The sequence below is a fragment of the Candidatus Rhodobacter oscarellae genome (genome assembly GCF_001078595.1).
In the GTDB taxonomy this organism is placed as follows: Bacteria; Pseudomonadota; Alphaproteobacteria; order Rhodobacterales; family Rhodobacteraceae; genus Rhodobacter_B; species Rhodobacter_B oscarellae.
In genome coordinates this window covers 861,115-884,036 of the sequence record NZ_LFTY01000001.1, presented here as the reverse complement: position 1 = coordinate 884,036, position 22,922 = coordinate 861,115, and the positions used below count along the sequence as shown (strand labels likewise).

Here is a 22,922-nt window from a genome sequence, read left to right as displayed (position 1 = left end):
AAAATCAGTTTAAGATCAGACGCGTGTTCAGCCGTAATGTGCCACCGGTGTGCCCGCGATTGCAGACATATTTAAAAGGCCCCGCGCGGTGATGGACGGCGTCGCGATATGGGCGCGGTTGCCCATGCCCATCAGGATCGGCCCGACCTCTAGACCGCCGGCTTTCATCTTGAGGATGTTGCGCACGCCAGAGGTCGCATCGGTATTGGCAAAGACCAGGCAGTTCGCGGGCCCGCGGAAGCGCGCGTTGGGGAAAATCCTGTCCCGCAGCTCCTCGTCCAGCGCGGAATCCGCATGCATCTCGCCCTCATAGGCAAAGTCGCGCTTCTCGGCGTCCAGGATCTCTAGCGCGCCGCGCATCCGCTCGCCGGTGCCGCAATCGAGGTTCCCGAATTGCGAATGCGAGCACATGGCGATCTTGGGTTCCACCCCAAAGCGCCGGATATGGCGGGCGCAGGCGATCACCGTTTCAGCGATCTGTGCGGGCGTGGGTTCGGGATGCACCTGGGTGTCTGCGATAAACAAAGGCCCGTCGCCCATGATCATCAGGCTAAGCGCGCCCACAGGGTGCAGCTCGGCATTGCCCAGCACTTGCTGGATGTAGTTCAGGTGCCAAAGGAACTGGCCAAACGTGCCGCAGATCATGCTGTCGGCGTCGCCGCGATGCACCATGACCGCGCCGATGGCGGTCGTGTTGGTGCGCAGGATCGCCCGCGCCAGATCGGGCGTGACGCCCTTGCGCTGCATGATGCGGTGATAGGTGGTCCAGTAGTGGTGATAGCGGGTGTCGCGCTCGGGGTTCACCAGCTCAAAGTCGCGCCCCGGGCGGATCGGCAGGCCGGCGCGCTCCAGGCGCTGCTCGACCACCGCGGGGCGACCGATCAGGATCGGCTTATCGGTGGTCTCTTCGATCATCGCATTTGCGGCGCGCAGCACGCGTTCGTCCTCGCCCTCGGTAAAGACGATCTTGCGTTCAGCCGTGGCCGCCGCGTCAAAGACGGGCCGCATGATCAGGGCAGACCGGAAGACCGAGCCGTCCAGCTTTTTGCGGTAGGCGCCGAAATCGACGATCTCGCGCGTGGCCACGCCGCTTTCCATAGCCGCCTTGGCGACTGCGGTGGCGATGACCCCGGTGAGGCGCGGGTCGAAGGCCTTGGGGATCAGGTAATCCGGCCCGAAGGTCATGCGCTCGCCACGATAGGCGGCGGCGGCCTCGGCGCTGGTCGACGCGCGGGCGAGTTCGGCGATGGCGTCGATGCAGGCCAGCTTCATCTGGTCGTTTATCTCCCTCGCCCCAACGTCCAAGGCGCCGCGGAAGATGAAGGGAAAACACAGCACGTTGTTGACCTGGTTGGGGAAATCCGAGCGCCCGGTGGCGATGATCGCGTCCTCCACCGCGTCGCGGGCGAGGTCGGGCATGATCTCGGGCTCGGGGTTCGCCAGGGCGAAGATGATCGGCTTGGGTGCCATGGATTTCACCATCTCAGGCGTCAGCACCTTGGGGCCTGAAAGGCCCAGGAACAGATCCGCGCCCTCGATGACCTCGGCAAGCGGCCGCGCACCGCCCTTTTGGGCGTACTCGGCCTTCTGCGGGGTCATGTCCTGCTCGCGGCCCTCATGCACCAGCCCGTGCAGGTCCACGAGGTACACGTTCTCGCGCCGCACCCCGAGCTTGAGCAGCATGTTCAGGCAGGCGATTCCCGCCGCGCCGCCGCCGGTAGAGACGACCTTGATGTCGGCCCAGTCCTTGTCGGCCACTCTCAGCGCGTTCGTCGCCGCCGCGCCCACAACGATGGCCGTGCCGTGCTGGTCGTCATGGAAGACGGGGATGTTCATGCGCTCTCGGCAGAGCTTCTCGACGATGAAGCAATCGGGCGCCTTAATGTCCTCGAGATTGATCGCGCCAAAGGTCGGCTCGAGCGCGCAGACGATGTCGGCAAGCTTCTCGGGATCCGACTCGTTCAGCTCGATATCAAAGCAGTCGATGCCCGCGAATTTCTTGAAGAGCACCGCCTTGCCCTCCATCACCGGCTTGGACGCCGCGACGCCGATATCGCCCAGCCCCAGCACGGCGGAGCCGTTGGACACAACGGCCACCAGGTTTGCCCGGGCGGTGTAGCGGCTGGCGTTGGCGGGGTCGGCCTTGATCTCTAGGCAAGCCTCGGCCACGCCCGGCGAATAGGCCAGGGACAGGTCGCGCCCGTTCGCCATGGGCTTTGTCGGGCGTATCTCGAGTTTCCCGGGCCTGGGCTCTTCATGGTAGGTCAGTGCCTGTTGCCGAAAGCTGTCCTGGCGGTTCTCGGTCACGTCAAAGCCCCTTTGTGTCTCTGTCGGCGTCAGGGGTAACCAAAGATAGTTTAATATTAAACTACCAACCTCAACTTGGTGCCACCATGTCGCATCCTTGCGGTGTAGGTTAGGCGCGGGTATGGCTTTGGCGCAAGCGAATTAGGGTTAACGGTGCCGCATAGCCCCACGCAAACCCTGCCAATGCGCTTGCATCGGCTGGCCCGCCGCCGCACTCTGCCACCTACACGCCAACGGAGTATGCAATGTCGCTGGTAGAGCAAGCCGCCGAAATCCGTGAAAACGCTTATGCACCGTATTCGAAGTTCAAGGTCGGTGCGGCGCTGCGCACGCCGTCTGGCGCGGTGTATCTGGGCTGCAATGTCGAGAACGCCGCCTACCCAGAGGGCACCTGCGCCGAGGCGGGGGCCATCGCGGCCATGATCGCGGGCGGCGACACCGAGATCGCCGAGATCGCGGTGATCGCGGACGCGCCGGTGCCGGTCACCCCCTGCGGCGGTTGCCGCCAGAAAATCGCGGAGTTTGCCAAGCCGGACGTGGTGGTCACCATGGCCACGACCAGCGGCATGGAGGCGCAGATGCGGGTGGCGGATCTGTTGCCCGGCGCGTTTGACGCCTCGCAGATGGAGTAGTCCTTGGACGCGCGTAGTATTCTGGATGGGTTACGGGCGGGTCGAGCGCCCTCAAAGGCAGAGATCACCTGGATGGCGCGCGGCCTGGTCAGCGGCGTTGTCGACGACGCGCAGGCCGGGGCGTTCGCCATGGGGATCTGCCGCGCGCCGTTGCCGGAGGAGCTGCGCGTGGCGCTGACCCTTGCCATGCGCGATAGCGGCGCGGTGCTGACATGGGACCTGCCGGGCCCGGTCGTGGACAAGCACTCAACGGGGGGCGTTGGCGACCCGATCTCCTTGGTTCTAGGGCCGGCTTTGGCGGCGGTGGGGGCATATGTGCCCATGCTGTCTGGCCGTGGGCTGGGGCATACCGGCGGCACCCTGGACAAGCTCGAGGCGATACCGGGCCTTACGACCGAGGTGGATACGGGGCGATTTCAGGCGCTGGTTGCCGAGGTGGGGTGCGCCGTGGTGTCCGCCAGCAAAGACATCGCGCCCGCGGACCGGCGGCTCTATGCGATCCGCGACGTGACCGGCACGGTGCAGTCGATCGACCTTATCACCGCCTCGATCCTGTCCAAGAAACTCGCGGGGGGCGTCGGGCCGCTGGTCTTGGACGTCAAGGTCGGCTCGGGGGCGTTCATGGCCTCTGTGGAGGAGGCCGAGGCCCTGGCGCGCGCCCTGGTGGACACGGCGAATGGCGCCGCGGGGCCGTGCTCTGCGCTGATCACGGATATGAACCAGCCCGCCGCCGCGTCGCTCGGCAACGCGCTGGAGATCATGGACGTGCTGGAAGCCCTCACCCTGCCAAACGAGGACTCTCTGATCACGCGCCTGGTTCTCGCCTTGGGGGGCGAGCTGATGTGCTCCGCGGGCATGGTCACGGATCCAGCCGAAGGCGCGGCGCAGTTGTTCGAAGCGATCCGGTCCGGCGCCGCGGCAGAGCGGTTCGGGCGCATGGTCGCGGCGATGGGCGGGCCGAGGGATTTCGTAGAGCACTGGCGCGATAGGCTGCCCGCAGCGCCCGTGGTGCGTGAGGTCGTAGCCCCCCGGGCGGGGGTCGTTTCGGCCATGAACGGCCAGAGTTTGGGCCGGGCGGTGCTGCGCCTCGGCGGCGGCAGGCAACGCGCGGGGGATCGCATCGACCCGTCCGTTGGCCTTTCGGGGGTCGCGCGCATCGGCGAGCCGGTGGAGGCCGGCGACCCGCTGGCCTTGGTGCATGGCTCGGACTTGGTCGCGACCGAGGCGCTGGCGGAGGAGCTTTCCGGCGCGTTCACAATCTCCGACGCGCCGGTCATCGCGCCGGAACTGATCAAGCTGCGGGTGGGCTAGATGCCACGGGCATTCCTAATAGTGCTGGATTCTGTGGGCTGCGGCGGGGCGCCGGATGCCGCGGATTTCGGTGACGCGGGCGCGAACACCCTGGGCCATATCATCGAGGAATGTGCCGCGGGGCGTGCCGAGCAGGGGCGCAGCGGCCCGCTGCACACGCCGAACATGGATGCTCTGGGCCTGCGGCATGCGATTGCCTTGGCCAATGGCGGGGCGGCCCCGGCGGGGCCGATTCCTGGCTCTTGGGGCGCGGCCACAGAGATCTCGCGCGGCAAGGATACACCGTCCGGCCATTGGGAGCTGGCGGGCGTCCCCGTGCCCTGGGATTGGTGCTATTTCCCCGGTGAACCCTCGTTTCCTGACGCGGTCGTCTCCGAGGTTACGCGCATTGCCGAGACCGAGGGCATCCTGGGCAATTGCCAAGCCAGCGGCACCGAGATCATCGCGCGGCTGGGTGCGCAGCATGTCGAGACCGGCTGGCCCATCTGCTACACCTCCGCCGACAGCGTGTTCCAGATTGCCGCGCATGAGCAGGCCTTTGGCCTCGAGCGGCTGTTAGATCTCTGCGCCCGGCTGGCGCCGATGCTGCACGCGATGAAGGTGGGTCGGGTGATCGCGCGGCCCTTCATCGGCACCGCCGAGGGCGGGTTTACCCGCACGGCCAACCGCAAAGACTTTGCCATCGCGCCGCCCAGCCCCACGCTGTGCGATTGGGTGCAGGGCGCCGGGCGCAAGGTCCATGCTGTGGGTAAGGTTGGGGATATTTTCTCGATGCAGGGGATCGATACGGTCCAAAAAGGACCCGATCATATCTTATTCGAACATCTTTGTGGTGCCGCGGCGCAGGCTGTGGATGGATCGTTGACCTTTGCCAACTTCGTGGAGTTCGACAGCCTCTATGGCCACCGCCGCGATGTGTCGGGCTATGCCCGGCATCTGGAGTGGTTCGACGCCGCGCTGCCCCGGTTCCTCGCGGCGCTGCGTCCGGGCGACTTGGCCGTCTTCACCGCGGACCATGGCAACGACCCGACCTGGCACGGCACTGACCACACGCGCGAGCGCGTGCCCGTGCTGGTCCACGGGGCGGGCGCGGGCGAGATTGCGCATGTGGCCTTTGCCGATGTTGCCACCAGTGTCGCGGATCATCTAAGGGTGCCAGCCCAGGGACCAGGGAGATCGTTTTTATGAGTGTCGCCGACCTACCAAAGGTGGAACTGCACCTGCATCTTGAGGGCGCCATGCCGCCGGACTTCACCCGGCAGCTGGCGCATGAAAAGAAAATGGACCTGTCGGGGATCTTCGACGCGCAGGGCGGCTATGCCTACCGGGACTTCTGGCACTTCCTGCAGGTCTACGAGGCGGCGACCACCGTGCTGCAAGGCCCCGAGGACTTCCACCGGCTGGCGCTGGCGGTGCTCGAGGAAAGCGCCGCCAACGGGGTCGTCTACACCGAGACGTTCATCTCGGCCAATTTCTGCGGCGGCTATGACCCCGCGGCCTGGGGCGAGCATATCGCGGCGATCCAAGAGGCCGCGGCCCAGGCCGAGGCCAAGCACGGGATCACCCTGCGCGGCGTGGTCACCGCCGTGCGCCATGAAGGCATCGAGATGTCCAGGCAAACCGCCGCGCTGGCCCAGGAGGCGGCGGGGGATTTCATCACCGGTTTTGGCATCGCGGGCGACGAGAAGGTCCACCATCCGCGCGACTTCTCCTATGCGTTCGATATGGCGCGCGAGGCCGGGCTGCGGCTGACCGCCCATGCCGGCGAATGGGGCGGCGCGGCTTCGGTGCGCGATGCTCTGGACCACCTGCGACCGGAGCGCCTGGGCCACGGCGTCGAGGCCATCTATGACGACGCCTTGGTCGACCGGCTGGCCGAGGATGAGGTCGTGCTTGAGGTCTGCCCGGGCTCTAACGTCTTCCTGGGCGTCTTCCCGTCATGGGAGGCGCACCCCATCGAGCGCCTGCGGGCGCGCGGCGTGAAGGTCACCGTCTCCACCGACGACCCGCCCTTTTTTCGCACCACCATGCGGCGCGAATACGAGATGTTGGCCGAAACCTTCGGCTGGGACGCGGATCAATTCCGCGCGATGAACCAGGTGGCGCTGGGCGCCGCCTTCTGCGATGAAGACACCCGCGCGCGCGTCGCAAAGCGCTTGGAGACCTGAATGCAAGACCATCTTACCGTCGTTACCCACCCCCTGGTGCAACACAAGCTGACGCTGATGCGGCAGAAAGAGACGCCGACCGCGGTGTTCCGCCAGCTTCTGCGCGAGATCAGCCAACTGCTGGCCTTCGAGATCACGCGCGAGTTGCCCTTGACCACCAAGACCATCGAGACGCCCCTGCAAGAGATGGAGGCGCCGACATTGGACGGGCGCAAGCTGGCGCTGGTGTCGATATTGCGGGCGGGAAATGGGCTGCTTGATGGGGTGCTAGAGCTGATCCCCTCGGCCCGGGTTGGCTTCGTGGGGCTCTACCGGGACGAGGAGACTCTGCAGCCGGTGCAGTACTACTTTAAGGTCCCGGTGAAGTTGGAAGAGCGGCTGGTGATTGCCGTGGATCCAATGCTGGCGACCGGGAACTCCTCTGCGGCCGCGATTGACCTACTGAAACAGGCCGGGGCGACGGATATCCGGTTCCTATGTCTGCTGGCGGCCCCAGAGGGCGTCGCGCGGATGAAGGAGGCGCATCCCGATGTGCCGATTGTGACCGCCGCGCTCGACAGCCACCTCAATGAGAAGGGCTATATCGTGCCGGGCCTGGGCGACGCCGGGGACCGGATGTTTGGCACCAAATAGGGCTTCCGAAGGCCCAAACCGCTAAATCTTGTGGAAAAGGGCGCCTGCGCCCTTTACCCGTGGCGCATATTGCGGCATCGTCCCCACTATATCTTGTGTGGGGACACAGTATGCTGCGATTTATTATGCGGACCGCATTGATTCTGGGAATGACGACGGGCGCCGCCCAAGCGCAGAGTTTGCGCAACGCCGATGAGCCCGCGGAATTCCCGCCTTCCAGCTATACGGGCAAGCAATATGTCGATAGCCGCGGCTGCGTCTATGTGCGAGCCGGTTTCGACGGCGCGGTGACCTGGGTGCCGCGGGTGAACCGCCAGCGCAAGGTGATCTGCAACGCTAATCCGACATTCGCCAGGGCGCCGAAACCAAAGCCAGAGCCCGCGCCCGTGGTGGTCGCAGAGACGCCCGCCGCGCCCGCGCCGGAACCTCGGCGCGCGGCCCCGGTTGTGACCGCAAAGCCCGCGCCAGCGCGCACCACCGCGCCCGCACCAAGGCGCGTGGTCGCGGCGCCCAAACCCGCGCCGGTGCGAATCGCCAAGCCCATGCCGACGCAGGTGGTCACCGCCAAGCCGCGCCCGATGCCATCCGCCCCGGTGCGCGTGCCAACAGCAAACGTTGGCACCGCTTGCCCCGGCGCCTCGGCGCTTAGCCAGCAATACATGTCCAGCAGCCGTGCGGTGCGCTGCGGCCCGCAATCCGCCCACCCGAATTCCTACGCGACCGCATCTGCAGGAGGCGTCGCGGCACCGGCCGGTGTGATCCGCGTGCCCGCTGCGCCCGAGATCAAGCCGCCCCCCGGCTTCAAGGCGGCCTTCACTGACGGGCGCTTTAACCCGCATCGCGGCAAGCAAACCCGCGAGGGCTTTATCCAGATGCGGCTCATCTGGACCGCGGGCACGCCGCGCCGCCTTGTGGATCAGAACACGGGCCGCGATGTGACGGGGCAATTCCCAGAGCTGCGCTTTCCCTTCGTGGATGTGACGCAGCAGAAGCGCTATGTGGCGATCCATGGCTGGCCGGCCTCCAGCGAGGAGACCGATGCGGGGGCCGGGGTGACCGTCTCGACCAAGAATTCGCCCATCGCCACGGTGGCAACGCCGCCCAGCGGGCACCGCTTTGTGCAGGTCGGCGCGTTCACGACGCAGTCCAAGGTCGATGCCAGCATTCGACGCCTGCAGGGCCTCGGGCTCCCGGTGCGGCTGGGGAGCTACAAGAGAAGTGGTAAAACGTATCGCGTTGTCATGGCGGGGCCGTTCGGCAGCGCTGGGCAATTGCAGGCGGCGCTTAGCCAGGCCCGCGGCGCCGGGTTCCCAAGCGCCAAAACACGCAAATAGCAAGACCTGACGAGCAGCGTTGGGCCCGACCGCATCCAATTGCGGCGGGTCCTTCGACTGTTGCGGTGCCAGCGGGTTACTCGCCGCAGATCCCTTGCAGGCTGACCCATGCGCCGTCCGGCAACACGGGCACCGAGCTGCCCGGATCGGCCTCGATCAAGGCAAGCGTGGTTTCCCCGGACATGTCGCGCGCATAGGCGTAGGGCGACGTGGCAACGCGCGCGCGGCGGAAGGCCGCCAACAGCGCCTGGTCGTCGGGCGCTGCGGCGTGTTGGGTCATCAGCGTCTCGGCGTAGCCGGCCAGGATGGGCTCTGGGACATCGCCGGTTGTCAAAAGCCGCGCCGCGGTCATCGCGCCGGTTTCATCCAGCAGGTCCTTGATCGGGTCGCTTTGCGCCAGGCGCAGCGATTCTGCGATCACAAAGCCCGAAACAACATCAGGCGTGTCGTAGTCTTCCACCAGGGTGCGGCTAAGCAAGATGGTGCCGCCGGGCAGATGGCCAGAGATCAAAGAGCCACTGGACAGAACCACGATATCGCCCCGCTCGGCATCGCGCAGCCGGAGGTTCAGCCGCTCTAGGGCGGCGGTGCCGCTGGGGGTGGTGCAGGGGCGCCCGGCAAGGCGCTGGATATGCGCCAATAAGCGGTCCCCGATGTCGGCGCGCTTGGCCGGCGGTACGACGGTTGCGGCATGGTCGATCAGGGCGGGCGGCACCCAATAGAGGCCGAACACCGCCAAGGCGGAAAGCGCCGCCCCAGCAAGCAAGAGCCGCAACCTTCCATGGCGCGGGCGGCGCTTTTCAATGGCGCTCCGAACCCGCTCGATCGCGTCGATCATCTCAGCGCTGTCGAGTTCAAGCTCTTCGCGTGCGTCTTCCCCTGGCGCATAGAGCGCGGGGGTCTTGCCAGGGTTGCGGCAGCTGAGCGCCGCCAGGGACCAATGCGCCAGCGCGCGCTCGGCGCCGTCATAGATCACCAGCGTGGCATCCCCCAGCGAGACGTAGACGTCGCGACGCTGATCCTCTGCGTCGGCGCGCCACACGCCGGGGCATTCAAGCCGTTCATACTGGTTCAATGCCGTCATCTGGGTTCTAGGGCTGCTCTTGCCGCTATATTTTGTGCGACTCTACCCGAATCCGTACCGCCTGCCAACTCAATCCGGGGGCAGGGCCGCCAGAAGGGCTTTAAGCTCTTCTTGCTGCTTGCCGGTGTAAGCGGCCAGGACTTTGGCCTCATGGGCGCGGGCCAGCTGGGTCAGCGCATCGGCCAACGCGCGCCCGCTTGCGGACAGCGAGACCAGCACACGCCGCCTGTCGCCCGCGCTTGCCCGCCGTTCCACAAGCCCCGCCCGTTCCAGGCGGTCGACCTGCCGTGTCATGGTGGGCTGCTTGGTCATGCACGACGCCGCAAGCTCGCCAATGGTGGCGGGCGCGTCCGGATAGAGCGTGGCCAGGATGCGCCATGTGGCAACCTTGACGCTGCGCTCGGCCAGATGCGCGTGGAACGCGGCACTTGCCCGCGCGCTTGCCTGCGCCAGCAGAAAAAGAAGATAGTCATCGGTGAAACGCGTCATGCCGGCAGCATAGCCGGTTTGAATGAAATTGCATTATATGATTTATCATGTAATATCGACGACGAGGGAGGCCCAATATGCTGGTGGACCGAATAGAATCAGAGTGGATCGACGCCTTCGCGCAGGTCTTCTCGCTGTGCAAAATGCGGCGCAACGAGACCATCGTGATCCTGGCAGAGAGCCAGTCGCGCCCTTTGAATATCCACCTGGCCGAGCTGGCCTTGGGCCAGCTCAAACTGCCCTTCTACAAGATCACCGTCCCGACCCCACCGCATCCTGCCGGGCCGATTGTGCGCTCTTCCGGCGCCAGCCAGGCCCTGGACGGCCAAGAGGCTGCGGTGCGTGCGCTGTCCGAGGCGGATGTGGTGATCGACCTGACGCTCGAAGGGCTGATGCACGCCACCCAAACGCCTGCGATCCTGAAGGGCGGCGCGCGGATCCAGAACATCTCGAACGAGCACCCCGAGGCCCTGGCGCGGCTGATCCCCGACCCCGCCTTGAAGGACGCCGCCAAGGAGGCCGTTGGCCGCTGCCGCGCGGCAAAGACCATGACGGTGCGCTCTGAGGCGGGTACAGACCTGAGCGTCGCAATGGAAGGCGCCGCCACCGTCGGCGTCAGGGGCTGGACGGACCGCCCCGGCACTTTGGCGCATTGGCCCGGCGGCATTATCGTCAGCTTCCCCAAGGGGGGCAGCGTGAACGGGCGCCTGCAATACCAAGCGGGCGACATGAACCTGACCTTCAAGCGCTATTTCGAGGGCGATGTGGGGCTTGTCCTGCAAGAGGATTATGTCACGGCGGTCGAGGGCGCGGGCGTGGACGCGCGGCTGATGCGCGACTACCTGGCCGGGTTCGGCGAACCGGCGGCCTATGCGACCAGCCATGTCGGCTGGGGCTTCAACCCGGCGGCGCGTTACGAGGCGCTGACCATGTATGACAAGCGCGACACAAACTGTACCGAGCTGCGCGCGGTGGCGGGGAACTTCCTCTACTCCACCGGCGCGAACGAGTTCGCCGGGCGCTTCACGCGTGGTCATTTCGACCTGCCGATGATGGGCTGCGACATCGCCTTGGATGGCGAGCTGGTGGTCAAGGGCGGGGCATTGGTATGATCGCGGCGGGGGTGGAATACGAGGCCGTCGGCTCTGGCGCGCCTGTCGTTTGCCTGCATGGGATCGGCGGCGGGGTGGAGAGCTTTCGCGCGCAGATGGACGCGCTGGGCGGCGAAGATTGGCGCGTGATCTCCTGGAATATGCCGGGATACGGCACCAGCACCCCGGAGGATCTGCCCTGGAGCTTTGGTGGCTTGTCGGACCGGCTCGGCGCTTTTATCGCAGAGCTTGGCCACGCGCGCGCGCATCTGGTGGGGCAATCCATCGGTGGCATGCTCGCCTTGGAGCACGCGCTGCGGCGCCCCGAACAGGTCGCAAGCCTAAGCCTTATCGGCACGACCCCGGCCTTTGGCGGGCGGGATGACAGCTTTAAGGACGCGTTCCTAAAGGCGCGTTTGGCGCCGTTGGAGGCAGGGCTCTCGATGGCCGAGATGGCCGCGCAGGCCGCGCCGCATCTGGTCGGGCCGAACGCGCCAGGGGGCGTCGGCGATGAGATCGCTGGGATCATGTCCGCTGTGCCCGAGGCGACCTGGCGCGCGATCCTTGACTGCCTTGTGACCTTCAACCGTCGCGACGACCTGGGGCGGGTTGCCGCGCCCTGTTGCCTGATCGCCGGGTCGCATGACCAAAACGCCCCCGCCCGCACGATGCAGAAGATGGCGGCCAAGCTGCCCGACGCCGAATACCACCTGATCGACGGCGCGGGCCACATGATCAACCAGGAGTTCCCATGCGAGACGAACGCGATTCTGCGCCGGTTTCTGACCGCGCAATGATAGAGCCGATCTTTGACCCAACCGCTTGGGGGCTGACCGATAAGCAGGCGGCCTTGGGGCGCCAGGCGCGGGAACTGGCCGCGTTGAAATTCGCGCCTCGGGCGGCGGGCTATGACCGCGAGGCCACATTCCCAACAGAGAACTACCAGGACCTGGCCGATTCTGGCCTTCTGGGGATCTGCATCCCCGAGGACGAGGGCGGCTTGGGCGCGGATCTCAAGACCTACATGCTCACCGCCGCCGAGATCGGGCGGTTCTGCGGGGCCACGGCTCTGACCTTCAATATGCATGTCTCTAGCTGCCTTTGGACGGGCGGGCTGTTGGATCAGCTTGGGCTCTCGGACACGGTCCGCGACGAGCTGCATACGCGTCGCCGGCTGCACTACCGCCGCATTCATGACGAGGGCGCGATCTATGCGCAGCCCTTCTCCGAGGGCGGCGCCGCGGCGGCGGGGTTCAAGGCCTTCGGGACCACCGCTTTGAAGGTCGAGGGCGGCTGGCGCATCAACGGCAAAAAGATCTTTGCGTCGCTGTCGGGCCACGCGAATTACTACGGCGCGCTCTGCACGGCGCTGCAGCACCCCGACGACGCGCATTCCCGCCGCAACACCATGTATATCGCCGTGCCCGCGGATGCGGATGGCGTGAAGGTGGTGGGCGATTGGGACCCGCTGGGCATGCGCGGCACGGTCAGCCGCACGCTGATCTTCGAGGACGTCTTCGTGCCCGACGAGGCGCAGCTTATGCCGCACGGGGTCTACCCGGACGCGGCGCGCCGCTGGCCGCATATGTTCATGACGCTGACGCCGTCCTATATGGGCATCGCGCAGGCTTGCTACGACTTCACCGTGGCCTATCTGCGCGGCGAGGTGCCGGGCATGCCCCCGGTCAAGCGCCGCATGTACCCCACAAAGCAGCTCGCGGTGGCGCAGATGCGGCTGATGCTTGAGCAGACCAAGGCGCTGTGGTTCCAGGCGATCTCCGAGGCGCGGCCCGACCCGTCCAAGGACAGCCTGATGCGCGCCTGGGCGGCGCAGCACACGGTGATGGAGAACGCAAACGAGCTGGCGCAGCTGGCGATCCGGACCTGCGGCGGGCAGGCGATGCTGCGCTCGCTGCCCTTGGAGCGGCTCTACCGCGACAGTCGCTGCGGCTCGCTGATGCTGCCATGGACGGCAGAGCTCTGCCTGGATTATCTCGGCAAGGGCGCGCTTTACGAGCAGGGCGAGAGCGATGATGCTTGACGGGTGGCTGGCCGCAGCGCGGCCCGCGGCACCCGCGCTGAGCTTCGAAGGCGAAACGCTGAGCTACCAGGATCTGGCCACGCAGGTGGCCACGCGCGCCGAGCAGTTGGCCGCGCATGGCGTGCAGCGCGGTGACCGCGTGGCGTGGTACGGTCTGAACCACCCCGAAGTCTTCGTGCTGCTGTTTGCCTGCGCGCGCATGGGCGCAATGCTGCTGCCTTTGAACTGGCGGCTTTCAGATGCCGAGATCGACGCGATTGTGGCGGATGCCGAACCGCGTTTGGTGATCCATGATGCGCATTTCGCCGCCAAGGCCGCGCGCTTTGGCGCGCATCTGGTTGGCACGCTCCAGGGGGCTGCCGAGGCGTGCCCGCAAGGGCGCGAGGAGGACCCGCTTTTGCTGGTCTACACCTCCGGTTCCACGGGCAAGCCAAAGGGCGTCGTCCTGACCCAGGTGGCAGTGGCCGCGAACGCGGCGATGTCAGTGGCCGCGCACGGTTTGACTGCGGAAAGCCGCGTGTTGAACGTGCTGCCGCTCTTTCATGTGGGCGGGCTGAACATCCTGCCAACGCCGGCCTTCTCGGTGGGCGCCGAGGTGGTCCTGCACCAGCGCTTCGAGCCCGCGCAGATGGCGGCGGCCCTGGCCGAGGTCACCCATGCGATTACGGTGCCCACTGTGTTGCAGGCCGTGCTGGAGACGCCCGAATGGCGGGCGGCGGACCTGGCCGGGTTGCGGTCGCTGTCCATCGGTTCCACCGACGTACCGGTCGAGCTGATCGAGGCCGTTCACGCCCGCGGCGTGCCCGTGATGCAGGTCTACGGCGCGACCGAGACCTGCCCGTTCGCGATCGCCCAAACCGTGGATGACGCGATGGACACTGTGGGCGCGATTGGTCGCCCGGCCAAAGGGTGCTCGGTGCGGCTTGTCGCCGACGACCAGGACGTTCCGGATGGCGTGCCGGGCGAGATCTGGGTCAAGGGCCCAAACATCCTGCGCGAGTATTGGCGTTCGCCGGAACTGACCGCAGCCGCGATCTCGGACGGTTGGTTCAAGACCGGCGATGTCGCAATGCGCGACGCAGATGGGATCTATTGGTTCGCGGACCGGATCAAGCATGTCATCATCTCCGGCGGCGAGAACATCTATCCCGCCGAGATCGAGCGTGTCCTAAGGCGTGTACCCGGCGTGGCAGAGGTCGCTGTGGTCGGGCGCGCCGATGAAAGATGGGGCGAGGTTCCGGTTGCGGTCGTCGTTGGCACCGCAGATCGAGAAGCTTTGATGACCGCGCTGCGGCAGGGCCTCGCTCGCTACAAGCACCCCAAGGACGTCGTCTTCGTTGATGCCCTGCCGCGAAATGCGATGGGCAAGGTGGTGACCGATCAGGTCCGTGCCCTTGCACAAAAGACCTGCTCGGCGTCGGTGCAGGGCTAAAAGAGTTCCACCTCACCAACAGGCTTCGTCGGCCGGGCTGCTGGCCTGGTCGGGCGTTGCGGCTGTTCTTCGACGACATTGAAGACCTGGACCTTCGCGAATCCTGTGGTGCAGTTGAACCGCACACGGCGGCCCGTCTTGCCGCCAAGGTCGGTCTTTGTAAGCTTCAGCCCCTCATCCATGACAAACTTTCGGGCAAAACTTGCGTTGCTTTCGCCAATGCGGCTGATGCCTTTCACAACATTGCCGCCGCCGAATAGCTGCGCCTCGATCCGGTTGCGCATGGCGCCCTTTCGGATCAGCGTATTGATCAGCATCTCCATGGAATGCGCCCCGTATTTCACGTTGCTGCCGGCGTTGGGGTCGCTTCCAGGCAGCAGGAAATGGTTCATCCCCCCGACTTTGTTTTCTGGGTCATAAAGGCAGGCCGCGACGCAGGACCCGAGCACCGTGGCCAGGACGTCACCGGGACGGTTCGAGACGTGAAACTGGCCCTGAATGATGTGGATGATGTTCTCAGGTTGCGACATCTACCGGCTCCTTAGGCTTTAGAGCCGCTGCGCGTAGGATTGCAGGGCCGATTTCGTCGAGGGGGAGCATCTCTTCAACCGCGCCAATTTCATGCGCGGCTCGCGGCATTCCGAACACTGTAGAGGACGCCTGATCTTGTGCGATTGTCCAACCTCCGGCGCGCCTTATGGCATGCAGCCCATTGGCGCCATCACGCCCCATTCCCGTTAACAAAACCCCAATGGTGTTGCGCCCATGCGCCTCGGCCGCGGAATGGAACAGCGCGTCCACCGATGGCCGATGGCCAGAGATCAGGCCGTGCTTGACCAACCGGCAGCGCCGTGCGTCTGGCGCCAAGGTCAGATGCGCTTGGTTGCCGGGCGCCATTAGCACTAGCCCGGGTTCAACTCTGGCGGAATGAACTGCGGGCTGGACCCGCGCCCGGCAATTCCGATCCAGCCGCATTGCAAGCCCATCAAGAAATTCGCCGCCAATATGCTGAACAATCAAGGTCGGCGGGCAGTCTTGGGGGTAGGCGGAAAGCACCTCAAGCAACGCCTCCACCCCGCCGGTAGACGCGCCGATCACCACGATCCGCAGCGGGTGATTTTGCCGCGTAGGGTCGGCGTCAGGGCGGCGCGCTCTGGGATGCTGAGATGTAAAATTCTTGACCAGGTAGGCCCCGATGCCGCCGCTTGCATCTAGCCTGTCACGCGCCACAATTGTCGCGGATCTGGCAAGGCTCGATGGCTTGTTCTTTCCGTCGGTCAGAACCAGCAGGCGCGCTTGCATCCGATGCATGTTTTCTGAAAAGGCCGCGAACTCTGGGCCTGCGCATTGCGCCGCGTCCACCACAACCAGGTCCGGGCGTTCAATCCGCGTAATTCTCTCGGCCTGGGCGAAGGATTTCGCGCAGCCCAGAAATTTCAATGCGTTGTAGTTCGCGATTGACGCCATCATGCGCCCAGACCGTTTGATCTGCGTGTCAATCATCAGGACCGCAAGGTTGGTGTCGGCGTCATGTTTCAAGTTGGCGTCTCGAAGAGTTGGTTCAATGGCAGAGCCGTTTCACGCTGCCTATCAGACGACTCCTTAACAGGCGGAAAACGCGGGGGTTTTGATCTGAAAATTTTGATGGAAACCCGGATCGGCCATTAACGCAAAATTTCAGATTACCTTTTAGCTCAGGGCCCAACCAACGACCTGGCGTGGTCTCTTCCACGGTCAGCCGGGAGCAGCCAAATCAGACTAGGAGCTACAATGGAAGCCCGTAAACTTGAACTGGAGAGCCTTGAGGATCGGCTGGCGTTTATGTCGTTCGATGCGAAGGCCCGCGGGGTGCTGCGCGATGTGAAACCCGTGGTGGAAGCGTCTCTAGAAACGGCCCTTGATCGCTTCTATCAGGCGGTTCGTCAGAACCCAGAGCTGCGCGACTTCTTCAAAGATGACGCGCATATGGATCAAGCCAAAGATCTGCAAATGACCCATTGGCAGAGCATTCTGGACGCTCAATTTGACGATAGCTACCACCAAAAAGTGCGCACCGTTGGCCTGACGCATGCGCGCATCGGGCTAAAGCCGAAATGGTACATGGGCGCCTACGCACTGGTCATTGAAGAGGTGGTCAAGACCATTGTGCGCTCGCAGGGATCGGGGGTTTCCTTCCTGCGCGGTGGTGCCTCTAGCGCAGAGACGGTCGAAAAGGTTGTGGCGGTTGTGAAAGCCGCGCTTTTGGACATCGAGCTTTCGGTCTCGGTTTACTTTGAAGATCTCGAAGAAAGATGGCTTGCCCGACAAGAGAGCCTTGATTTTTCGCTGGACCAGCTTGCCATCGCGCTTGAGAAATTGGCCGATGGAGACCTAGATATTCAGGTCAATGCCGAGGATTTTGCCGGCAAGGAACGCCTTGCCTCAGCTATGAATCTCGCGGTCTCGAATTTGAGAGAGATCATCAGTGAAACCCGCACCTCCGCAGATAGTATTCGCGCCGGGTCAAACGAGATTGCCCAGGCCTCAGACGACCTAGCGCGGCGCACCGAACAGCAAGCAGCAAGTGTCGAGGAAACGACGGCGTCGATCAATTCCTTGAACGAAAAGGTCAAAGATACGGCCGAAACGGCGCGCAAGACCGATGCAACTGTCGGGGCCGCCTTGAAGGACGCGCAGGCCGGCGGAGAAGTTGTCAAGGAAACGCAATCCGCGATGGCGCAGATCGAGAACAGCTCAAGAGAAATGAGCCAGATCATCTCGGTGATTGATGAGATCGCGTTCCAAACCAATCTGCTCGCCCTGAACGCCGGTGTAGAGGCCGCGCGGGCAGGCGAAGCGGGCAAAGGATTTGCGGTTGTCGCATCAGAAGTCCGGACACTTGCGCAGCGTTCCGCAGAGGCCGCCAAATCCATCAAATCGCTCATCAGTTCTAGCTCGGAACATGTTGGGGCAGGCGTCAATCTGGTCGAGAATACTTCAGAGGTTTTGACCCGGACGATCGAAGCCTTTGGTGAGGTCAGCGGTCAAGTGAACGGGATGGCAGCCGCGGCGGAGGCCCAGGCGACCAGCATTGGCGAGATCAACTCTGCAATCGAATACCTGGACCAGATGACACAACAGAACGCGGCAATGGTTGAAGAAACGTCAGCGGCCGGTGCGTCCCTGTCCAATGAAGCGGACAACATGTCCGGCTTGGTGGCCAGATTCCAACTGAATGAATAGAAGGCCCATTTTGCGCCGTCGGCCAGAAGCAGAACTGCGCATCGCTATGAATTCCACATGGCTTCGGCCGGAACCACAAAAGGACAATGGGGATGAGTGATACTTTTAAACTCGCATCGCGTCTCGACAGTGCGGCTGCCCATAATTTGGCGGAAATGCTGAATGAAAACAGGAACAAGGCGATCACGCTGGACGCAAGTGAGGTTTCTCATTGCGGCGCGCTGGCAGCGCAGGTGCTCGTGGCAGCCTGTCGCCAGTGGCGAAGCGAAGAGGTCGCATTCTCGGTCGAAAATCCAAGCTCAGGCATGATTGAATGCAGCCGCCTTCTGGGGATAGCGGGGCCAGATTTGGGTGCCGCCGAAACCATGGAGGCACCACAATGAGTTTGAAGGTTCTTGCGATTGACGATTCTCGCACGATGCGAAACCTGCTGGGCGCGGCGCTCGGATCCGCGGGATACACGGTCGAGCTCGCCGAGGACGGGCTGGATGGCCTTGATAAGATGGCCGCGTTCAATCCCGACGTCATTATCACCGATATCAATATGCCGCGCATGGACGGGTTCGGGTTCTTAGAGGCCGCGCGGCAGCGGCAGACGGAACGTGTCGTGCCGATCTTGGTTCTCACCACCGAAAGCGCCCCAGAAATGAAGGCGCGCGCGCGGGCCTCCGGTGCCACGGGATGGATCGTGAAGCCGTTTGACGAAGAGAAATTGGTTTGGGCCATCCGACGGGTCGCCGCCATTGATGGGGGAGCATAAGCATGTCCAAGCAAGACGACTTTCGCGAGTCCTTCTTTGAGGAGTGTGAAGAACTTCTTGAAGCGATGCATGATGGCTTTGACCGCATGGCTCAGGACCTCGAAGACAGCGAAACCATGCATGCGATCTTTCGGGCGGTGCATTCGATTAAGGGCGGCGCCGGCGCGTTCGGGCTAAATGACCTTGTCGCATTCGCGCACCATTTTGAGACCGCTTTGGACAAGGTGCGTTCGGGATCTGTCAAAGCGAATGATGAACTCCTGGAACTGTTTCGAAAGTGCGGCGATCACCTTTCCGACCTCGTGGCTGCCGCGCGCAATGGCGAGGGCGAGGTTGAGGGCACAGAGGCGCTGCGCGAAAGCCTGAATGAAACGATTGGTGAAGACACCTCTAAGGAAGTCGAGATGCCCGACTTCGAACCCGTAACGCTTCAGCTTGATATGGACATTGCGCCCGTCGCTGAAAGCAGCGGGTTTGAGATAGAGTTTTCCGCGGATCCAGAATTGTTCACTTCCGCCAACGAGCCGGTTCTGCTGTTTCAAGCCCTAGAACGCCTTGGCAAGCTTGAGGTGGAGGCTGATCTTGAGGCGGTCCCACATCTGTCTGAATTGGTAAGCTCGGTTTGCGCGATACGCTGGAAGCTCACCCTGGACACGGATGCATCAGAAAGTGACGTGCGCGAGACTTTTGATTTTGTCGAGGACACGTGCCAACTAGAGGTTCGCCGCGTAGGCGACGAAGAGACATCCGTTCCAGAAGAGTTACCGACTCTCGGTCTACCGTCGCTCTCAGACGTGACACCGGCTGCCGAGGCTCAGGAAGAGACAAAGGCCCCTGCCGCACCGCCTGCCGAACCAAAGAAAGAACCCAAGAAAGCGCCCAGCGCAGAGAAATCGGAACAGCGTAAGCCCGCCGGTACGATTCGAGTGGACCTCGAAAAAGTCGACAAACTGATCAACCTGGTTGGCGAGCTGGTTATCAAAGAGGCGATGCTCTCCCAGTCCATTGCGGAATTTGACCCGCCTTCCGAAAGCGATGTCTCGGTCGGCTTGGACAACCTCAAACAACTTGCGAGCGAAATCCAAGAAGGCGTAATGGCGATCCGAGCGCAGCCGGTCAAGCCAATGTTCCAGCGCATGTCCCGCATCGTGCGCGAGGCCGCATCTGCAACCGGCAAGCGCGTTAAGTTCGTGACCAAAGGGGAATATACAGAGGTCGACAAGACCGTCATCGAACGGCTCGTGGATCCGCTCACGCATATGATCCGAAATGCGATCGACCATGGCCTGGAGAAACCAGACGAGCGAGAGGCCAACGGAAAAGACGGGCAAGGCACCGTGACACTAGAAGCCGCACATCGTTCCGGCCGCGTGATGATAGACATCTCGGACGATGGCGGTGGCATTAATCGTGACAGGGTGCGGCAAATCGCGATCGACAAAGGGTTGGTATCTGAAAGCGCTGACTTAGCCCCCACAGAGATTGACAACCTTCTGTTCTTACCAGGCTTTTCGTCCAAAGCGGAAGTCTCTGAACTCTCCGGCAGAGGCGTCGGTCTTGATGTCGCCCGCAGTGAGATCCAGGGGCTGGGCGGTCGCGTATCTATTCAGTCCAAGCCTGGCGAAGGAACGATCTTTTCGATCTCTCTCCCCCTGACCCTAGCGGTGCTGGAAGGAATGGTGATCAAAGTGGCGGACCAAACGATGGTTGTTCCGATCTCGACCATTCAAGAGACGCTTCAGCCAAATCCTGAGGATATCCACACGATCGGGTCCAGTGGGCGCATTTTGCATAACCGCAATTCCTTCGTCCCGATAATCGATCTTGGCTCATTCTTCGGTTTTAGGCACACGCCGGAATCGCCAGAAGACCACGTCCTGCTCTTGGTGGAATCCGACAATAATCAGCGATATGCGCTTATCGCCGACGAGATACAGGATCAACGACAGGTTGTGATCAAGAGCCTGGAGACGAACTATCAACAAATCAGCGGCGTCGCGGCGGCGACGATACTCGGGGACGGTCGCATCGCTTTGATTATCGACCCTGACAACATCATCAAAGATTCCGGCAGCGCGAGCCCCGGTGACTTTCCAATCCACATGGCGGGTTAATCATGCAAGAAGCTACAGTCAGTGAAAAGAAACACGACCACGAAGTTGTCGCGTTTAAGGTGTCAGAGCAGGATTTTTGTTTTGATCTAAAATCCGTGCGCGAGATACGCGGTTGGACGGAAACGACGATCCTGCCGCATGCGCAACCTTATGTGAAAGGTGTGATAAACCTGCGTGGCTCGGTGGTGCCGGTCGTTGATCTATCTGAACGATTGGGCCTTGGCGAAACGGAACCGGGCCCGCGCCATGTGATCATTATCGCGGTCGTGGGAGAGCAGACCGTTGGCCTCTTGGCTGACGTTGTGTCTGACATATTGACCGTTGATGACGCCGACATGCAGCCTATCCCTGAAATCGTTGACGAAGTCGTGCGTGCCTACATCTCCGGCGTACTTATCGCGGATGGCCGCATGATCCGGAAAATGAACCTTTCACGCGTTCTGCCTTCGACAGTGAAATCAGCGGCTTGAACCGGTTAAGGGAAGTCAAATGTCTTTAAATGCCCGCGCATCCGGAATTGATGACACATCTTTCAAGCAACTCGCAGCGATCGTTTATAGCGAAAGCGGGATTGTCTTGTCGGATAACAAGCGCAACCTATTGGTCTCGCGGCTTTCGCGCCGATTGCGGGAGCTAAAGATCGGCGGCTTTCCAGAGTATTGCCAGTATCTCAAATCCTCCAGCGGTGGCGAGGAATTGCGCAATATCACGTCATTGTTGACCACCAATGTGACGCGGTTCTTTCGCGAGAATCATCACTTTGAGGCGCTAAAAACCGAGATCCTCCCACCCCTGATGAGCAGAGCGCGCTCCGGCGGGCAGGTGCGGATTTGGTCAGCCGGATGCTCGACGGGCGAAGAGCCTTACAGCATCGCGATCCAATTGCTGGAATGCATGCCGGATGCAGGACGCCATGACATCAAAATAATTGCCACCGACATTGATCCGAACGTGATCAAAACAGGGCGGGCCGGCGTCTACCAGGGGCTTGATGACAAGCAGATGGAGAAGCGGTTGCGCGACCGGTATTTCGTGGCTGTGCCCGACCGTCCAAGAGCATTACAGGCCAAAGACGAGCTCAAAAAGCTCATAAGCTTCGATGAGGTCAACCTGTTGCGCCCCTGGCCGGTCAAGGGCCCAATCGACGTTATCTTTTGCCGCAATGTGGTCATCTACTTTGACGCACAGACACAGAGCAAACTTTGGGGAAGGTTTTCAGAGATTCTCTCAAAGGACGGGTTCCTAATAATTGGTCATTCAGAACGAGTTGGAACCCCGGAATCCGTAGGCCTCGTCCATTCGGGGATAACAAAGTATCGGCGCGTTTAGGGCCAAAGAGTAACCGGAAAGGGCTGGAAATGAGTTTGCGTGAGAAACTGAACGTAATGGTCGTGGACGACATGTCTGTGAGCCGGGGTCTGATCATTCAGGGCCTCGAGGAAATCGGCATCAAGAATATCGAATACAGTACGGATGGCGAATCTGCCTTCAAAAAGCTTGCGGCAAAGCCGGTGCACCTGGTGATATCTGACTACAATATGCCGGGGGCGGACGGGCTGCAGCTCTTGGCAGGATTGCGGCAATATGGGGCGACCCAACGTATTGGCTTCATTTTGATCACCGGCACGGCAGATCCGGCGGTGATTGAAAAGGGGAACCAACTGGGCATGAACAACTACATCAAAAAGCCCTTCTCGGCAGAGCAACTAAAGGGGTGCATCGAACGCGTGGTTGGTCCTCTATGAGCGATGCGGCGCAAGATGGCCCGACCGAGGTTGGTATAAGTGACGTATTGGGCAGCACCGCGGATGAACTGCGGGAGCTTACGCGTCTGGCGTCGGATATTGATGAAGCCGTCGGGGATTGGATCCTGTCAAAGGAAGCAACCCGTCCCTCGGTGGCATTGCTCCAGAACGTGGACCTCCTACGCCAAAAGCTTGATTGCTTCGAAGTGGTGGTGCGAAACCTGTCGCATCAGCAATTGGCTGAGACAAAGCTGAATTCCGAGGATCTGATTGCCGGCGTATATTTAGAGAGCGTGAGGCAGGTCTACACGCCGCCTCAAGGCTAGAGAGCGGCACGGCGCCCCCCGGGCCTGCTTACCGAAGGCTTCGCCCTTGGGCTCTTGCCCGAGGCTTCGGACTATTACGCGCCGATGTTGGTGAGCGCCCGCATCGTGGCCCCGCGCTGGAGGCCGCGGAGGTCAAGACGCTGCTGAACGGGCCAGAGCTTCACTCCCGCCGGGACCTTCATGCTTGGAAAAACGACCAAGGTACGCGAGCTTTAACTTGGCACCGGCACGGG

23 protein-coding genes are annotated in these 22,922 nt (G+C 62.7%); 18 read left to right on the top strand and 5 right to left on the bottom strand.

Translation table 11 applies throughout. The features are described 5' to 3' along the window. Positions 1 to 27: 27 nt before the first annotated feature. Entirely contained in the window at positions 28 to 2,307 is a 2,280-nt protein-coding gene (locus AIOL_RS04270; RefSeq protein WP_049641731.1) for an NADP-dependent malic enzyme, read from the bottom strand. 245 nt (positions 2,308 to 2,552) lie between these two features. Between AIOL_RS04270 and cdd the strand changes: the two genes are divergently transcribed. The 6 genes from cdd to AIOL_RS04240 all read left to right on the top strand — a co-directional run bounded on the left by cdd (position 2,553) and on the right by AIOL_RS04240 (position 8,385). Next, positions 2,553 to 2,939: a cytidine deaminase gene (gene cdd, locus AIOL_RS04265; protein ID WP_049641730.1), complete on the top strand. Its 387-nt coding sequence runs from the start codon at positions 2,553 to 2,555 to the stop codon at positions 2,937 to 2,939. Positions 2,940 to 2,942: 3 nt separating this feature from the next. Further along, positions 2,943 to 4,250, top strand: coding sequence for a thymidine phosphorylase (locus AIOL_RS04260; RefSeq protein WP_049641729.1), 1,308 nt, complete (start codon positions 2,943 to 2,945; stop codon positions 4,248 to 4,250). Next, entirely contained in the window at positions 4,251 to 5,438 is a 1,188-nt protein-coding gene (locus AIOL_RS04255; protein ID WP_049641728.1) for a phosphopentomutase, read from the top strand. After that, entirely contained in the window at positions 5,435 to 6,418 is a 984-nt protein-coding gene (locus AIOL_RS25675) for an adenosine deaminase (protein WP_049641727.1), read from the top strand. Before AIOL_RS04255 ends, AIOL_RS25675 begins: the two co-directional genes overlap by 4 nt. Next, positions 6,419 to 7,051, top strand: coding sequence for a uracil phosphoribosyltransferase (upp, locus tag AIOL_RS25670; RefSeq protein WP_049641726.1), 633 nt, complete (start codon positions 6,419 to 6,421; stop codon positions 7,049 to 7,051). A gap of 149 nt (positions 7,052 to 7,200) precedes the next feature. Beyond that, positions 7,201 to 8,385 carry an SPOR domain-containing protein gene (locus tag AIOL_RS04240; RefSeq protein WP_049641725.1) on the top strand — a complete coding sequence of 395 codons (1,185 nt, stop codon included), beginning with the start codon at positions 7,201 to 7,203 and terminating at the stop codon, positions 8,383 to 8,385. Positions 8,386 to 8,461: 76 nt separating this feature from the next. On the opposite strand, the gene AIOL_RS04235 is transcribed toward AIOL_RS04240, so the two are convergent. Both AIOL_RS04235 and AIOL_RS04230 read right to left on the bottom strand, forming a co-directional pair. Then, complete coding sequence (locus AIOL_RS04235) at positions 8,462 to 9,469, bottom strand: hypothetical protein (protein WP_049641724.1); 1,008 nt, start codon at positions 9,467 to 9,469, stop codon at positions 8,462 to 8,464. A 69-nt stretch (positions 9,470 to 9,538) separates the two neighbouring features. Then, on the bottom strand, positions 9,539 to 9,958 hold the full coding sequence (locus AIOL_RS04230) for a MarR family winged helix-turn-helix transcriptional regulator (protein WP_049641723.1): 420 nt from the start codon (positions 9,956 to 9,958) through the stop codon (positions 9,539 to 9,541). Between the two features lie 77 nt (positions 9,959 to 10,035). Between AIOL_RS04230 and AIOL_RS04225 the strand changes: the two genes are divergently transcribed. Genes AIOL_RS04225 through menE form a run of 4 tightly spaced genes read left to right on the top strand, consistent with a single transcriptional unit; the run spans position 10,036 to position 14,522 of the window. Next, positions 10,036 to 11,070, top strand: coding sequence for a hypothetical protein (locus tag AIOL_RS04225; protein ID WP_049641722.1), 1,035 nt, complete (start codon positions 10,036 to 10,038; stop codon positions 11,068 to 11,070). Next, the gene (locus AIOL_RS04220) at positions 11,067 to 11,846 is read left to right on the top strand and encodes an alpha/beta fold hydrolase (protein WP_049641721.1); all 780 of its coding nucleotides are present in this window, start codon (positions 11,067 to 11,069) and stop codon (positions 11,844 to 11,846) included. Before AIOL_RS04225 ends, AIOL_RS04220 begins: the two co-directional genes overlap by 4 nt. Beyond that, positions 11,843 to 13,090, top strand: coding sequence for an acyl-CoA dehydrogenase family protein (locus AIOL_RS04215; protein WP_152912349.1), 1,248 nt, complete (start codon positions 11,843 to 11,845; stop codon positions 13,088 to 13,090). The genes AIOL_RS04220 and AIOL_RS04215 overlap by 4 nt, the downstream gene beginning before the upstream one ends. Beyond that, positions 13,080 to 14,522, top strand: a complete 1,443-nt coding sequence (gene menE, locus AIOL_RS04210) for an o-succinylbenzoate--CoA ligase (RefSeq protein ID WP_049641719.1) — start codon at positions 13,080 to 13,082, stop codon at positions 14,520 to 14,522. The genes AIOL_RS04215 and menE overlap by 11 nt, the downstream gene beginning before the upstream one ends. Here menE and AIOL_RS04205 read toward each other — a convergent pair. Beyond that, complete coding sequence (locus AIOL_RS04205; protein ID WP_053101182.1) at positions 14,519 to 15,052, bottom strand: chemotaxis protein CheD; 534 nt, start codon at positions 15,050 to 15,052, stop codon at positions 14,519 to 14,521. The genes menE and AIOL_RS04205 overlap by 4 nt on opposite strands. Next, positions 15,039 to 16,061 carry a CheB methylesterase domain-containing protein gene (locus AIOL_RS23905; RefSeq protein WP_053101180.1) on the bottom strand — a complete coding sequence of 341 codons (1,023 nt, stop codon included), beginning with the start codon at positions 16,059 to 16,061 and terminating at the stop codon, positions 15,039 to 15,041. Before AIOL_RS23905 ends, AIOL_RS04205 begins: the two co-directional genes overlap by 14 nt. A 231-nt stretch (positions 16,062 to 16,292) precedes the next feature. On the opposite strand from AIOL_RS23905, the gene AIOL_RS04195 reads away from it, so the two are divergent. The 8 genes from AIOL_RS04195 to AIOL_RS04160 all read left to right on the top strand — a co-directional run bounded on the left by AIOL_RS04195 (position 16,293) and on the right by AIOL_RS04160 (position 22,689). Next, the gene (locus AIOL_RS04195; protein ID WP_049641718.1) at positions 16,293 to 17,744 is read left to right on the top strand and encodes a globin-coupled sensor protein; all 1,452 of its coding nucleotides are present in this window, start codon (positions 16,293 to 16,295) and stop codon (positions 17,742 to 17,744) included. 92 nt (positions 17,745 to 17,836) lie between these two features. Beyond that, positions 17,837 to 18,127 carry an STAS domain-containing protein gene (locus tag AIOL_RS04190; protein ID WP_160314403.1) on the top strand — a complete coding sequence of 97 codons (291 nt, stop codon included), beginning with the start codon at positions 17,837 to 17,839 and terminating at the stop codon, positions 18,125 to 18,127. Then, positions 18,124 to 18,504: a response regulator gene (locus tag AIOL_RS04185; RefSeq protein WP_049641716.1), complete on the top strand. Its 381-nt coding sequence runs from the start codon at positions 18,124 to 18,126 to the stop codon at positions 18,502 to 18,504. The genes AIOL_RS04190 and AIOL_RS04185 overlap by 4 nt, the downstream gene beginning before the upstream one ends. A gap of 2 nt (positions 18,505 to 18,506) precedes the next feature. Then, the gene (locus AIOL_RS04180) at positions 18,507 to 20,618 is read left to right on the top strand and encodes a chemotaxis protein CheA (RefSeq protein ID WP_049641715.1); all 2,112 of its coding nucleotides are present in this window, start codon (positions 18,507 to 18,509) and stop codon (positions 20,616 to 20,618) included. Positions 20,619 to 20,620: 2 nt separating this feature from the next. Continuing rightward, a complete protein-coding gene (locus AIOL_RS04175) occupies positions 20,621 to 21,088 on the top strand; it encodes a chemotaxis protein CheW (RefSeq protein ID WP_049641714.1) in 468 nt (155 codons plus the stop codon). Positions 21,089 to 21,107: 19 nt separating this feature from the next. Continuing rightward, complete coding sequence (locus tag AIOL_RS04170) at positions 21,108 to 21,947, top strand: CheR family methyltransferase (RefSeq protein WP_049641713.1); 840 nt, start codon at positions 21,108 to 21,110, stop codon at positions 21,945 to 21,947. Between the two features lie 29 nt (positions 21,948 to 21,976). Next, positions 21,977 to 22,363 (top strand): response regulator, encoded by a 387-nt coding sequence (locus tag AIOL_RS04165; protein WP_049641712.1) that lies wholly within the window; start codon positions 21,977 to 21,979, stop codon positions 22,361 to 22,363. Further along, positions 22,360 to 22,689: a hypothetical protein gene (locus tag AIOL_RS04160; RefSeq protein WP_049641711.1), complete on the top strand. Its 330-nt coding sequence runs from the start codon at positions 22,360 to 22,362 to the stop codon at positions 22,687 to 22,689. The genes AIOL_RS04165 and AIOL_RS04160 overlap by 4 nt, the downstream gene beginning before the upstream one ends. Positions 22,690 to 22,922 lie beyond the last annotated feature (233 nt).